Origin of the sequence: Pedobacter sp. SYSU D00535 (assembly GCF_017355855.1) — a bacterium.
Lineage (GTDB): Bacteria > Bacteroidota > Bacteroidia > Sphingobacteriales > Sphingobacteriaceae > Desertivirga.
The window spans coordinates 169,145-183,409 of the sequence record NZ_JAFEWD010000005.1; the positions used below are offsets into that span (position 1 = coordinate 169,145).

Genomic DNA, 14,265 nt, shown 5'->3' on the forward strand with positions numbered 1-14,265 from the left:
CTAAAACCGGCGCCTTTTTTATTATAACCTAATATTAACAAAATATAGTCTGGGAGCTCGTGTAACAAACGGGGTGTCTGCACGACTAATAAGGAAATTATTCATAATGCGATATTTATTTTTACTAGCACTGTCTTTTTTTACCGCTATAAGTTCTATGGCTCAACTCCCCGGTGGAGGGGGAGCGCCATCAATTACCGGACGAATTTCAGGTGTGGTGATTGACTCGCTAACTCAAAAACCGTTGGATTATGTTACCATCTCTTTAGCCAGAGCCAGCTCTAATCGGAATACAAATGGAACCCTGACCGACAGCCGAGGGGCATTTAGGATTGATAATGTAGCTCCGGGAAAATATAAGGTGACTGTGAGCTTTATGGGCTATCAAACGAAGGTGATTAATCCGGTAGAGACTACACCTGGAAAACCGGACAATAATTTGGGTCGGATTGTCCTATCGCCATCTGCTACAGCTTTAAAAGAGGTTTCGGTAACGGGGGAAGTTCCCATTCTGGAAAACAGAGTAGATAAGGTGGTCTATAATGCCGAAAAAGACGCTACGGTAACAGGAGGAAACGCAGGGGATGTGCTCCGCAAAGTACCGATGGTTTCGGTAGATCAGGACGGAAATGTCTCCCTTCGTGGAAGCCAGAACGTAAGGGTGCTTATCAATGGAAAGCCAACAGGAGCGGTAGCTGGAAATGTTGCCGACGCGATGAAGATGCTTCCCGCAGATCAGATCAAAAATGTGGAAGTGATCACAAGTCCCTCTGCCAAGTACGATGCGGAAGGTTCTGCCGGAATTATCAACATCATTACCAAGAGGAAGGAAATGTCAGGTGTAAGCGGCTCACTTAGCGGGGGCTTGGGAACACGTCAGAACAACGGAAATGCCAACCTGAATGTAAACAAAAACAGACTGAGCGTAACCGGAAACTTTGGAGGAAATCTTACCTGGCCTCAGGAAAGCAAAATTAATATCGATCGCAGGGATGAAAGTTCTTGGAGTACACAACGGGGAACCAGTGACACCAGGAGATACGGATTTTCGACCTCTGGCAATATCAGCTACGATATCAATGCTTCGAACAGTCTCTCTACGGGGATTCGTTACAATCAGGGTGGCTTCAATACCAACGGAGGCTCACTGACAACAAGTAGTGATCTCGCCCCTTATGACATTGTCAATGACAGTGAAAACCAATTCACGGGGTTTGATTGGAGTGCAGACTATGTCCGCAAGTTTAAAAAGCAAGGCCATGAAATAAGTATTGCAGGGCAGTGGAACCGGATGCGTTCTCAAGCCGACTTTGAGAATTTTTATAGTCTGCAAGCCGATAGAGATCAGTTGGGAGATAACGACGGCGTAAACAACGAGTATACCGTTCAAGCTGATTACTCGCTTCCTATCTCGGCTAAAGTGAAGCTAGAACTGGGTGGTAAATCGATCTCGCGCAGGATTGAAAGTACATCCAATTTCTTCAGGCGAAATAACATGAATGATTTTGTCTTCAATAACGACCTTTCTAATATTTACGATTATGACCAGGACGTCTTATCAGGCTACAGCGTGCTCACCTTCCAGCTTAAAAATAACTGGGGGATGCAGACAGGTGGACGCATTGAACGAACACTGATCCGGGGCGATGTAAATAATACGGCTCAAGGCCTGAAGCCCCTTCGTCCTGACCCATACATCAACTTCATCCCAAGTTTTTCTGTATCCAAGAGCATAAAAACGAATACCTTCAGGTTAAGCTATAGCAAACGTATCCAGCGGCCGAGCCTGCAGTACTTAAACCCGTTCAGAAATATCAGTAACGATATCTTCCACTCTGTTGGTAATCCTGATCTCGCACCGGAAGTATCACAAAGTGTAGAACTGAATTTCTCTACCTTCATCAAAACAAGCGTAATAAACGCGTCGATTTATTTCAGACATACCGATGATATCATCGAAAACTTCATTACTTCGGAGGTTTATGCTTTTCCTAATGGTGAAGAAAGAAGGGTGTCGCTGTCGACTTTTGAAAATATTGGTAAAAACAGCTCCCTGGGCGGTTCTTTTTTCGGACAAGTAACACCTGCAAAAGGGGTAACTATGCGGGGAAATATCAACTTGTTCACTTATAAACCTACGGTTAGCAGTTTGTATTCAAACGCAGCTTCCAATAGCAACGAAACTTATCTGATGTACAATGCGTTCCTGGGTGGATCGGTAACCATAGCGAAAGGCTTGCTTGCGGAGACATTTGCGATTGTTAACGCACCGCGTCGTACTTCTCAGGGGCGAAATGCTTCCTTTAACATGTGGCAGCTGTCTTTAAATAAGGAAATTTTAAATAAGAAGGGAAAAATTGGATTGAACATCGTGGATCCGTTCAACGAGCGCAAAAACTTTAATAGCAACTTTACTGGAGGAGATGGGCTGGTTCAGAGTTCCAACTTCTCTATCCCCTTCCGTTCTGTGGGCGTAAACTTTAGCTGGCAATTTGGAAAAATGAATTTCAACCCTCAGCAACAACGCCGTAAGCGCGGAGTAAATAATGACGACCTGAAGCAAGATGGCGGTCAGGGCGGTCAGGGACAGGGAATGTAAGATTACAGGATTTAGTGATATAAGCCGTTCCCATAGGGAGCGGCTTTTTTATTGCCCGGATTTGTGCTGCCCTATCGAAGAGTTGTACATTTGCAGCCAACTTATCGTGTATTAATGTCTGATAAAAAAATAATTTCACTACTTCCTGCCGCTACAGAAATAGTTTGTGCCCTGGGTTTGGAGCATCAGTTGGTGGGCCGTTCTCATGAATGTGATTATCCTGAAAGCGTTCAGCATCTTCCTGTTTGTTCTTCTGCTCGTTTTGAGCCCGGCAGTTCTAGTCTGGAAATTGACAATATGGTCAAAGCATCCCTTACAGAGGCGCTGTCTATCTACACCGTAAACAAAAACCGGATTGCTGAACTAAAGCCAGATGTTGTGATCACTCAAGCTCAGTGCGAAGTTTGTGCTGTAAGTCTGTCTGATGTAGAAAGTGCTTTGCGAAACCTGCTCGATAAGGAGGCAAACGTCATCTCTCTAAATCCAAATACGCTTCAGGATATTTTCAATGAAATTGCGTTGATTTCCAAAGCCTTAGGTGTTCCGGAGAAGGGGGAAGCGCTGTTGGAGGATTTGCAGGAACGGATCACGCTGATACAACATAAATTGAAGTTTGTGGAGGCCAGGCCGAAAGTGGCGTGTATTGAGTGGCTTAATCCACTGATGATTGCTGGAAATTGGACACCTGAATTAGTGGAGATAGCAGGGGGAATTCCAGTATTGGCCCAGAATGGAAAGCATTCGCCCTACATTAAACCGGAGGAGCTCCTTGCTGCAAACCCGGAGGTTATTATTGTCGCTGCCTGTGGTTTTTCTGTTGAACGGACCTTGCAGGAAGTAAACCTTTTATTTGAAATTCCCGGATGGCAGGATCTGGAAGCAGTTAAAAATAATCGCTTTTATATTGCAGATGGTAACCACTACTTCAACCGCTCCGGACCAAGGATCGTAGATACAGTTGAAATGCTGGCGGAAATTATACAGCCCAAACAATTTATTTTTGGGTACGAAGGTAACAGTTGGCTGAAGTTCTCACTCTAAGTTAAAATAGAAGATCATGAAAAAAGCCATTGCCATTGTCGTTGCATTCCTAACAACGTTAGGCATACAGGCCCAGACAACGAGTAAGCCAGCCGCTTCCGGAAATGCCCTGCTTTGGGAAGTAAGCGGAAAGGGATTAAAAGCGCCTTCTTATTTGTTTGGGACCTACCATTTAGTTGGAAAAGACTTTACGGATTCCTTACCTGCGCTGATGCAGGCTTTCGATCGCTCTAAAACTGTAGTAGGGGAGGTTATAATGGATGGCGAGATGGAAATGGCGCAGAAATTAATGCCGCTAATGTTGCTGAAGGGGACTACTCTTGATAAACTGTTTACGTCGGCGGAGTTCGCCTTGGTAGATTCTTTCGTATCCAAGAAAACCGGAATACCGATGATGGCGCTGAACGGTTTAAAACCTGCTGCTGTCCAGCTAACTCTTATTAGTTTTCTTGCACCTAAAAATATATCGCCTACAAACCCAGCCTTAGACATGTATTTACAATCTGAGGCTAAAAAAAGGGGAAAAGAGGTTGTTGGCCTGGAAACATTAGAGAGTCAGGCTGCTGTACTTTTTGATGGACCTATCGATCGTCAAAAAGAATCCCTGCTTAAGACAATCAGAGAAAATGACAGAGTAGTTAGCGAGATGAAAAAGCTGTTTGAGGATTATAAAAGGGGAGATCTGCGGGCTCTCGAAGCTGCATTTGCTGATTCAAAGGATTATACGCCCGAGGAGATCGAAACGCTTTTATACAATCGAAACAGAAACTGGGCAAAACAGATTCCCGCTATTATCACTAAAGGTCCCGCATTTATAGCTGTAGGGGCTGGTCATTTGCCAGGGAATGAGGGACTAATAAGTTTGTTGAGAAAGGCAGGTTACACGGTGAGAGCGACAGCATTGAAATAGGTATCACTTTTAAGTATTAATAGCAAGGGACGGATAGAATATTCGCCCCTTGTTTGTTATGAGCGGTTGGTATTTTTTGGTCCCAGACTTGGTCCGGAGCTTCAATCAAAAACATCAATCCAATAAAACTAACAAGCGGTTTTATCCTTTACCTTTTATGAGCAGTCTATTTACTCCTTTAAAAATTCGAGATGTTGAATTAAAGAATCGCATTGTAGTGTCTCCCATGTGCCAGTATTCAAGCGAAGATGGTTTTGCAAACGACTGGCACCTGGTTCATCTTGGAAGCAGGGCAGTAGGGGGAGCCGGTTTGGTGATCGCCGAAGCTACTGCCATTTCCCCGGAAGGGAGAATTACACCCAAGGATTTAGGTTTGTGGAAGGACGAACATATTGCCACGCTAAAAAGAATAACAGGATTTATTCACTCACAGGGCAGTGTAGCAGGCGTACAGCTTGCACATGCTGGTCGGAAAGCAAGCACCAGTGAGCCGTGGACAGGGGGAAGGTTTTTATTGCCAGAGGAAGGCGGATGGCAAACCCTCGCTCCGAGTGCGATTCCTTTTGCTGAAGGCAATTCGCTTCCTCATGCCTTAAGTACTGAAGAAATTGAAGCCGTGATAATTGATTTTCAGTCTGCAGCGAAAAGGGCGCTTGAAGCAGGTTTCGAGGTGGTCGAGATACATGCGGCTCACGGGTACTTGTTACATCAGTTTCTTTCTCCTTTGTCCAACCTTCGGACCGATAGTTATGGAGGGGCCTTTGATAATAGGATCAGGCTTTTACTAGAGGTAACAGAAGCCGTTAGAAGGGTTTGGCCCGAGGAGTTTCCGCTGTTTGTACGGGTATCGGGAACGGACTGGGTGGAAGGTGGATGGAGCAAGCAAGATACTGTGAAGCTGGCTGCGGTCCTTAAAGATAAAGGAGTGGATTTGATAGATTGCTCTACAGGCGGCAACGTTCCGAATGCAAAGATTCCTGTTGGGCCGGGTTATCAGGTTGAATTTGCAGAAGCTGTAAAGCAAACTAATATCCTCACTGGTGCGGTTGGTATGATCAACAGTGCTGATCTGGCTGAAGAAATAATTGCAACGGGGAAAGCGGATGTGGTATTGCTTGCCAGGGAATTGCTGAGGGATCCCTATTTTCCTCTTCATGCAGCAAAAAAATTGGGAGCAGAAGTAGATTGGCCTGTTCAATATCAGCGGGCAAAAAGGTGATGAGAAGCTTCCCGGGAAACATAAATAAAAAAGCCCTCTGTCCGGAGGGCTTTTTTATTTATTAGATCAACATCTGCTTATAAACTAGCTTGTTTCATGACTGCTTTAGAGAACAGTAGTTCTGCTGCAATTTTCTCATCCAGGTAGTTGGAGGAGAATGTTTTATTTTTAGGGCCATTTATGAATAAAGCGGTCTTTCCTTTGATGGTATTAATAATCGCTTCATTTAACTCGTTGGGAAGAGCAGGGCATCCGTGGCTTCTACCTAGTCTGCCATGAGTTCTTACGAAACTATCGCTAACATAATCAGCACCGTGTACTACAATCGCTCTGTTAAGAGCATTTGTGTTGTATCCCGCATCCATACCATCCAATTTCAATGACAAACCATGCTTCCCGATATAGGTATGACTAGTGATGTAAAAACCTAAGCTGCTCTGATGTGAGTTCGGTGTATTAGAAAAATTAGTAGCCCAGTTGTCGCCACTGCCCCTGCCATGAGCAACCAGCGAATGAAATAGCACTTTTTTCTTATCCAAATCAATCACCCACAAACGCTTTTCAGTGCTTGGTTTTGAAAAATCAACAATAGAAAGTATTTGCTTGTCCGATGCGGTCAAGCCGGTGTTTTGGAAGTTATAGAAACCAGTAACTGCCTTCTTGAAAACATCATAGCTCAAAGACGAGTCATCCAGGTCAACTTCGTCATAAAGGTCTGTCAGATGTTTTTCGAATACCTCAGCCGCTGTTGGTATTTCTTCAGCTGTGTTGGTAGGTTTAATTACTTGTTCTTGAATTGTTACAGGTTCTGTAGTAAACTCAACATCTTCTTTTAATCCCCATCCAATTGCAGGTAAGCTTAAAGCCAAAATAATGTAACTTGCCCCGCGGAAAATCCTTTTCTTCATATCCTCAGTTAAAATAAGCGTAGAGTTTTTTCGATAGTAGAACTTTAGGTTTTTGTACTACAAAGGTAGGCGCTTCCAACTGGAAATCAAAGGTTTTTGCAGGTTTATATTTCATTGGAGTGTCAGAAAAGGAGACGTTTCCTCGTTGCGGATTCGTCAGGCAATGGCGGAGGTGATATAAAAAAAAGCCACCTCGGAGGTGGCTTTTTTTATTTTCATGTTGGCGTCGCCGTTTTATACAAGCAAATTCTTTAAGCTTACCAAGTCTCCAATAATTCTCTCGAGCTGGTCGATGGCCACTCTTTCTTGCTCCATCGTATCGCGGTGGCGAATAGTAACTGTATTGTCTTCCAGCGACTGATGGTCTACAGTGATACAGAACGGCGTTCCAATAGCGTCCTGGCGGCGGTAACGTTTGCCTATCGAATCCTTTTCTTCGTAAACGAGATTGTGATCCAGTTTCAACCGGTCCATAATCTCCCGCGCCTTTTCCGGTAAACCGTCTTTTTTAGTTAAAGGGAGGATGGCTGCCTTTACCGGAGCAAGACATGGGTGCAGTTTTAACACTACCCGACTGTCCTTTTTATCGCCTTCGCTCAAATCTTGCTCTTCATACGCATTGATCAATGTCAACAGGAACATCCGGTCTAATCCAATAGATGTCTCTATCACGTAAGGCACGTAGTTCTGGTTGATTTCAGGATCGAAATACTGAAGTTTCTTGCCTGAGTATTGCTGATGCTGGCTCAGGTCGAAGTCAGTACGACTGTGAATACCTTCTACCTCCTTAAAGCCAAACGGAAATTGGAACTCTATATCTACAGCAGCGTTAGCGTAATGGGCTAACTTCGTGTGATCGTGGAAACGATACTTTGCAGGATCAGTACCTACAGCCTTATGCCATTTCAAGCGCGTCTGTTTCCAGTACTCGTACCACTCCATCTCGGTGCCAGGGCGAACGAAGAACTGCATCTCCATTTGCTCAAACTCGCGCATACGCATAATGAACTGTCGCGCAATTACCTCGTTTCTGAAAGCTTTACCTATCTGAGCAATTCCAAAAGGGATTTTCATTCTTCCCGTTTTCTGAACATTCAGGTAGTTTACAAAAATACCCTGGGCTGTTTCGGGTCGAAGGTAGATCACATCAGCTTCATCCGCTACAGCACCAATTTTTGTACTGAACATCAGGTTGAACTGTCTTACATCCGTCCAGTTCCTGGTTCCTGAAATCGGGCAAGCAATCTCATGCTCAACAATCAGATCGCGTAAAGCGGTTAAGTTATCAGCTTTTAAAGCTTCATCCATAGCGGTTTGAAGTTCTTCAGCTTTTTGCGTTTTTCCGTCTTTCTCGTACCGTGCAATTTTATCTTCGATCAGCTGATCTGCGCGGTAACGTTTTTTCGAGTCCTTATTGTCAATCATCGGATCGTTAAATCCGTCTACGTGACCAGACGCTTTCCAGGTGGTGGGGTGCATGAAAATTGCGGCATCAATACCCACAATGTTTTCGTGCATTTGCACCATTGATTTCCACCAGTATGTTTTGATATTGTTTTTCAGCTCAGCTCCATTCTGACCGTAATCATACACCGCACTTAGTCCGTCATAGATTTCGCTCGATTGGAACACGAATCCATACTCCTTAGCATGGGATATAACGTTTTTGAATAGTTCGTCGTTATTCTTACTCATGATGGTGCAAATATAGTATTATTGATGATTGTGCTCAGCGAAATAGTTTTGCAACCCTCTTTGCCTTTTTTCTTACCAGCCGGTGTGATTTTTACGCTATTTTATGCCCACCACAAGAAGTTCAGGGCTGATTTGCTACTTTAGCATCATTCTTGTAATCTGCTTAAAATCTTGATTCGTAATAATGAGTGTAAAGGTTGAACAACTGACAAAGCTTTATGGAGAACAGAAGGCCGTTAATGAGATTTCTTTCTCGGCCGAATCGGGCAGAATCCTGGGCTTCCTGGGACCTAACGGAGCGGGCAAATCTACTACCATGAAGATCCTTTCCTGCTTTATACCCCCCAGCTCGGGCAGGGCAAGTCTATGCGGCTTTGATGTTATAGAATCACCGTTGGAAGTACGAAAGAATCTGGGCTATCTACCGGAGCATAATCCTTTGTACCTGGACATGTATGTAAAGGAATCGTTGGAGTTTGTTGGCAGAATTCACGGAATACCCAATGCTTCCTCAAGGATCGGGGAGGTGATTGAGCTGACAGGATTGGGATTGGAGCAGCACAAGAAAGTGGGAGCGCTATCCAAAGGCTATCGCCAAAGGCTCGGAATTGCCCAGGCGATTATTCATGATCCCCAAGTGCTTATCCTCGACGAGCCTACCTCTGGGCTGGATCCGAATCAGCTGATTGAAATCCGTAGTCTTGTCCAAAGCCTAGGCTGTTCAAAAACAGTGATCTTCTCCACGCACATTATGCAGGAAGTAGAAGCAGTGTGTGACGACGTGATCATTATTAACCGCGGGCAGATCGTAGCACACGATTCTTTAGCCGGCTTGAAGTTATCTCATCAAAATCAAAGCCTGGAAAATATTTTCTTAACCCTCACCCGGTCAAATCCTTTTCATTAAACGAAATTTATTTGACAATCAGCTTGCATTTATGCTGGTTTAGAAGAATACTTTTGCCGCCTTACCAAAATTTAGTATGATGAAAAAAGTATTATTAACGCTAGCAATTGCAGCTTCAGGCCTGGTGGCTTCTGCTCAAACGGAAAAAGGAAATGTTCTATTAGGAGGTACTATTGATTATACCTCGACAAAGTCACATGCTGACGGAGCAGAGGCGGCTAACGATCTTACGATTCTTCCTGTAGCTGGTTATTTCGTTGGAAACAATCTGGCGATAGGAACGGGAATTGGATTTTCTTCTCAAAAAGCCGCTTCTGGTGCTAAAACCAATGCTTTTGTGGTGTCTCCTTTCGGAAGATATTACAAAAACCTTAACGAGCAGTTCAAGTTCTTCGGGCAACTGGCAGTGCCGATGATCTTTGGTTCTGCTGAAGATAGCGACGGTGATGATCTGGGTTCAACTCAAACTTTAGGTGTGTCGCTGTCTCCTGGCTTTGCTTACTTCCCATCAAAAAAGGTAGGAATTGAGCTAAGCTTCAGCGGAATCTCTTTTTTAGATACCACAGTTAAGAACAGTGATGGAGACAAAATAGAAGGCGCAGGTGCCTCTACTTTTAGTATCGGGGCTGACTTTTTTAGTCCTCAGATCGGCCTCGTGTTTTACTTTTAATAAGTAAGGAGATTAAATTTAAAAATCCCCGCTCAGTAAATCTGGCGGGGATTTTTTGTTTGGGGCGATATTTGCACTAACTTCGGCGATAGCTAAACATCTATGTATTCAATTTTATCGAAAGAAATAAGTGGATATCTGAGTTCACTGGTGGCTTATATTACTATTGGTGTTTTTTTATTGGTTTTGGGGCTCTTCTTATGGGTATTTCCCGAGTCAAGTATTTTGGAATATGGCTACGCCGGCCTCGATAGCCTTTTCAGCACGGCTCCCTTTATTTTTATGTTTCTTGTTCCTGCCGTCACCATGCGTTCTCTGGCGGAAGAGAGGAAGGAAGGTACCTTTGAATTGCTGGCAACCCGGCCGCTCACTGATTGGCAGATCGTACTTGGAAAATATTTGGCAGCGCTGTTAATTGTACTTTTTGCGCTGCTTCCTACGCTCATTTATTATTTCTCAGTGTATCAGTTAGGAGCAACAAAAGGGAATGTAGATACGGGGGCGGTCATCGGTTCCTACATTGGCCTCTTTTTACTTGGTGGTGCCTTTGCGGCTATAGGCCTGTTCGCTTCCGCTATCACCAAAAATCAGATTATCGCCTTTACTGTTGCCGTTTTTCTTTCTTTTTTCGCTTTTAGCGGATTTGATTCCATCAGTAAATTACTGTCTCTGCAAACTGTAGAAACATCGATTACCGCCTTAGGGATCAACGAACATTATGAGTCTATAAGTCGTGGTGTTCTGGATACCCGCGATCTTGTTTATTTCCTGGGCTTTATCGCCTTGTTTCTGGTGTTTACTAAAACTGCAGTGGGAGGTCGGAAATGGTAAGTAACAAGAGAAAAAATCTAACATATCTAGCCGTATTTGTTGCCGGCATCATCGTTCTGAATATTTTATCGTCCTTCTTCTTTACCCGGATCGACTTCACCAGCGAGAAGAGGTACACCCTTTCGGATATCACTAAAAAGGAGCTTGGAGAGCTTGACGAAAGCCTGCAAATTACTGTTTATCTCGAAGGCGAATTTCCTGCTGGATTCAAACGGTTAAGGAACGCTACCCGGGATCTTTTGTCCGATTATAGATCCTACTCCAACGGGAATCTTCGTTTTGATTTTGTGAACCCTAATCAGGGAACGGAGGAAGAACAGCAGCAGGTGTACCAGGAATTAGTATCGAAAGGCCTGGAACCAACGAATCTAAGTGTTAAAACCGAAGAGGGGTTGTCGCAGAAGATCGTCTTTCCTGCGGCCCTGGTTACCTATCGAGGCCAGCAAATTCCTGTTAGCCTGTTTCAAAACAGAATCGGAGCAACACCAGAAGAAGTGCTTAATAACTCCATTCAGAATCTGGAATACGCTTTTACCAGTGCTATCCGTAAGGTGACGCGGGGAGGGAAGCCCCGGGTTGGGTTTACAGAAGGGCACGGGGAGTTGTCAGATTTGCAACTTGCTGATGCCCTTTCCAGCTTGCAGGGCGGCTATGAGGCAGGTCGTGTGAATCTGAAAGATATTCCTTTTGCCGGCCTCGATAAGCTAAAACTTCTTGTCGTTCCGAAACCTGATCAACCCTTTACAGAAGCAGAAAAGTACAAAATTGATTATTTCCTGATGAAGGGGGGAAGCATATTCTTTGCCCTGGATAATGTAAATGCCGAGCTCGACAGCCTCAGGGGAATGGGAAGTCAGCTGGCCTTCGCCAAGAAGCTGAATCTGGATGATATGTTGTTTCGTTACGGCATAAGGGTTAACTACGACCTGGTGGCGGACATGAACTGTGCCCAGATACCGATTAACGTTGGGAATGTGAGTGGGCAGGCGCAAATTCAAATGGTGCCCTGGCTTTTCTATCCTATTTTTATCCCTGTCTCCAAACACCCGCTGGTAAAAAACCTCGACGGGATTAAGAGTGAATTCGCCAGTACGATCGATACCATAGCCATTCCGGGAGTTAGGAAACAAATCATTCTGTCATCATCGCCCTTCAACCGGCTACTTAAAGTTCCTAATCTGATATCCCTACAGATGGTGGAGCAAGAGCCTGATCCACGAGAGTTCCAGAGCCAGCCGAAGCCAGTGGGAGCATTGCTGGAAGGGACTTTCCCGTCCAATTTTTCGAATAGACCTGTGCCGGAAGGGATAAGCGGGCAAGGAGAATTGCCCGGAAAAAGTGCTCCTGCGAAAATTGTGGTAGTAGGCGATGGGGACATCCTGAAAAATCAAATTAGTACCCAGGACGGTTCTCCATTCCCACTCGGGTATGACAGATATACGCAGCAGCAGTATGGCAATAAAAACTTCTTATTGAATATCGCTGATTTTCTGACGGATGACTCCGGTATTATTGCACTGCGGAATAAAGAGGTGAAGATGAGGCTACTGGATCGGGCCCGTGTGCGGTCGGAGAAATTAACATGGCAATTCGTCAACATCGTATTGCCCTTATTCTTGTTGGGAGCTTTTGCGATAGCTCACCATTTTTACCGGAAAAATAAGTATGCTAAGTAGTGCAAACAGCTTTTTTGAACTAGTGTATTTTCCACAATAGTGCTGGAATGTTAGGATTTTCTTTTTCTCAATGCTGTTGCTTTTTCTATTTTTGAAAAGCATTGGTTCCACTTCTGAAGAACCGTCAAGTTATAGACATTTACGATTTTTAGATATAAAATATATGAGATTTATTGTTTCGACGTCAACGTTATTAAAGCAGTTGCAAGCGGTAAATGGAGCGTCAAGTAGCAGTACGGTTTTGCCGATACTCGAAAACTTCCTTTTTGAAATTAAAGAAGGTATTCTTACAATTTCTGCAACCGACCTGCAAACAAGCATGACAACTTCTTTGCCTGTCGAATCAAAAGAAGAGGGAAAAATCGCTATTCCCTCGAAAATCCTTCTTGAAACGCTCAAGACCCTTCCTGATCAGCCCATCGCCTTCAACGTGGATGATGCCACTTTTGCGGTGGAGATCAATGCCGGAGACGGAAAGTATAAGCTAAGCGGAGAAAATGGAGACGATTTTCCAAAGATTCCTACAGTTGAAAATGCTTCTGCTGTAAATCTTCCTGCTTCTGTGCTGGCTGAAGCGATTAACAAGACGATTTTTGCGGTGAGTAATGATGACCTTCGCCCGGCGATGACCGGCGTGTTTTGTCAGCTAAGTCCACAGCATGTCACTTTCGTATCGACGGATGCTCACAAATTAGTGCGTTACCGCAGAATGGATGCCAGGTCTGATAATCCTTCATCCTTTATTCTCCCTAAAAAGGCTCTTACCCTGCTCAAGTCGTCATTGCCATCAGATGATGTAAATGTTTCAGTAGAATATAACAGTACAAGTGCCTTTTTCCGTTTCGGTAATATCAACCTAATTTGCCGTCTAATTGATGAGCGGTATCCCGATTACGAAGCCGTGATTCCGCAGAACAACACGAATCGCCTCACCCTGGATCGTGCCTTGTTCCTTAACTCGCTACGCCGTGTGGTGATCTTCGCGAACAAAACTACCCACCAGGTGCGTCTCAAGATTACGGGAAGTGAATTGAATATCTCTTCTGAGGATATTGATTTTGCAAACGAAGCGCACGAGCGCTTAAGCTGCCAGTACGAAGGGGAAGATATGGAGATCGGTTTCAATGCCCGTTTTTTGATCGAAATGCTTAACAATTTAAGTGGGGAAGAGGTAACACTGGAGATGAGTACACCGAACAGGGCTGGCTTGCTTGTCCCTCAGACGAATGATGAGCGCGAAGACGTGTTGATGCTGGTAATGCCTGTTATGCTTAACAGCTACGCCTAGGTGTTTGTCATTTAGTACACTGCTGGTAAAGATTTCACGAAAACAGAAGATAGCTGCACCTGGCTGAGTTTTTGTACTCGTCAGGTGCTTTGTTTTTATAATACTCGCTGTGGAAGGCGACTAAAAGAAAGCACACACTTAATCTTTACAGTATGCATTCACAAGCACACCTTAATCGTCTTCTCGTAGCTTTTGCGGCATTTTTAGCCTTGATGATTTTTATTTCAGCATAAGCGTCTCTCTCCAATTGCTAAGATAGACTAAGCATCCGGCAAACATTTTTGGAAGCATTTTCCTGTTTTAGAACTTCGAGCCGGGTAGCCGGAGTTTATACTTGATTTTAATTTGTATTTTGGAACTTTCGAATGTAGTATCACCAGTTTTTGGTAGTGCTTGGCTTTCAATACAATAAGCGCGAAGTAAGGCGAATCTCAGCTATTTATTTGGCTAGACTTTTGCGTATTAATCAGCAAGTGTATCGATTTTTGATACACGGGCGTATTGATCTAGTATAAATTATA

General features: G+C 44.2%; 11 protein-coding genes. 9 read left to right on the forward strand and 2 right to left on the reverse strand.

Features of this window, described 5'->3' with window-relative positions:
* The first annotated feature begins 157 nt into the window (after positions 1-157).
* The 4 genes from J4N23_RS12880 (at position 158) to namA (ending at position 5,769) form a co-directional block, all read left to right on the forward strand.
* Positions 158-2,599: an outer membrane beta-barrel family protein gene (locus J4N23_RS12880; RefSeq protein ID WP_242689222.1), complete on the forward strand. Its 2,442-nt coding sequence runs from the start codon at positions 158-160 to the stop codon at positions 2,597-2,599.
* Positions 2,600-2,713: 114 nt separating this feature from the next.
* A complete protein-coding gene (locus tag J4N23_RS12885; RefSeq protein ID WP_207427857.1) occupies positions 2,714-3,640 on the forward strand; it encodes a cobalamin-binding protein in 927 nt (308 codons plus the stop codon).
* Between the two features lie 16 nt (positions 3,641-3,656).
* Positions 3,657-4,550 carry a TraB/GumN family protein gene (locus J4N23_RS12890; protein WP_207427858.1) on the forward strand — a complete coding sequence of 298 codons (894 nt, stop codon included), beginning with the start codon at positions 3,657-3,659 and terminating at the stop codon, positions 4,548-4,550.
* Between the two features lie 157 nt (positions 4,551-4,707).
* Complete coding sequence (namA, locus tag J4N23_RS12895) at positions 4,708-5,769, forward strand: NADPH dehydrogenase NamA (RefSeq protein ID WP_207427860.1); 1,062 nt, start codon at positions 4,708-4,710, stop codon at positions 5,767-5,769.
* Between the two features lie 77 nt (positions 5,770-5,846).
* On the opposite strand, the gene J4N23_RS12900 is transcribed toward namA, so the two are convergent.
* Complete coding sequence (locus J4N23_RS12900; RefSeq protein ID WP_207427862.1) at positions 5,847-6,677, reverse strand: murein L,D-transpeptidase catalytic domain family protein; 831 nt, start codon at positions 6,675-6,677, stop codon at positions 5,847-5,849.
* Positions 6,678-6,911: 234 nt separating this feature from the next.
* Complete coding sequence (locus J4N23_RS12905) at positions 6,912-8,372, reverse strand: glycine--tRNA ligase (protein ID WP_207427863.1); 1,461 nt, start codon at positions 8,370-8,372, stop codon at positions 6,912-6,914.
* A gap of 184 nt (positions 8,373-8,556) precedes the next feature.
* Here J4N23_RS12905 and J4N23_RS12910 point away from each other — a divergent pair, with 184 nt between their 5' ends.
* The 5 genes from J4N23_RS12910 (at position 8,557) to dnaN (ending at position 13,744) form a co-directional block, all read left to right on the forward strand.
* Positions 8,557-9,279 (forward strand): ATP-binding cassette domain-containing protein, encoded by a 723-nt coding sequence (locus J4N23_RS12910; protein WP_207427864.1) that lies wholly within the window; start codon positions 8,557-8,559, stop codon positions 9,277-9,279.
* Between the two features lie 76 nt (positions 9,280-9,355).
* Positions 9,356-9,949 carry an outer membrane beta-barrel protein gene (locus tag J4N23_RS12915; RefSeq protein WP_242689223.1) on the forward strand — a complete coding sequence of 198 codons (594 nt, stop codon included), beginning with the start codon at positions 9,356-9,358 and terminating at the stop codon, positions 9,947-9,949.
* A 102-nt stretch (positions 9,950-10,051) separates the two neighbouring features.
* Positions 10,052-10,780: a gliding motility-associated ABC transporter permease subunit GldF gene (gene gldF / locus J4N23_RS12920; protein ID WP_207427865.1), complete on the forward strand. Its 729-nt coding sequence runs from the start codon at positions 10,052-10,054 to the stop codon at positions 10,778-10,780.
* The gene (gldG, locus tag J4N23_RS12925) at positions 10,774-12,456 is read left to right on the forward strand and encodes a gliding motility-associated ABC transporter substrate-binding protein GldG (RefSeq protein WP_207427866.1); all 1,683 of its coding nucleotides are present in this window, start codon (positions 10,774-10,776) and stop codon (positions 12,454-12,456) included. The genes gldF and gldG overlap by 7 nt, the downstream gene beginning before the upstream one ends.
* Positions 12,457-12,619: 163 nt before the next feature.
* Positions 12,620-13,744 (forward strand): DNA polymerase III subunit beta, encoded by a 1,125-nt coding sequence (gene dnaN, locus J4N23_RS12930; protein ID WP_207427867.1) that lies wholly within the window; start codon positions 12,620-12,622, stop codon positions 13,742-13,744.
* Positions 13,745-14,265 lie beyond the last annotated feature (521 nt).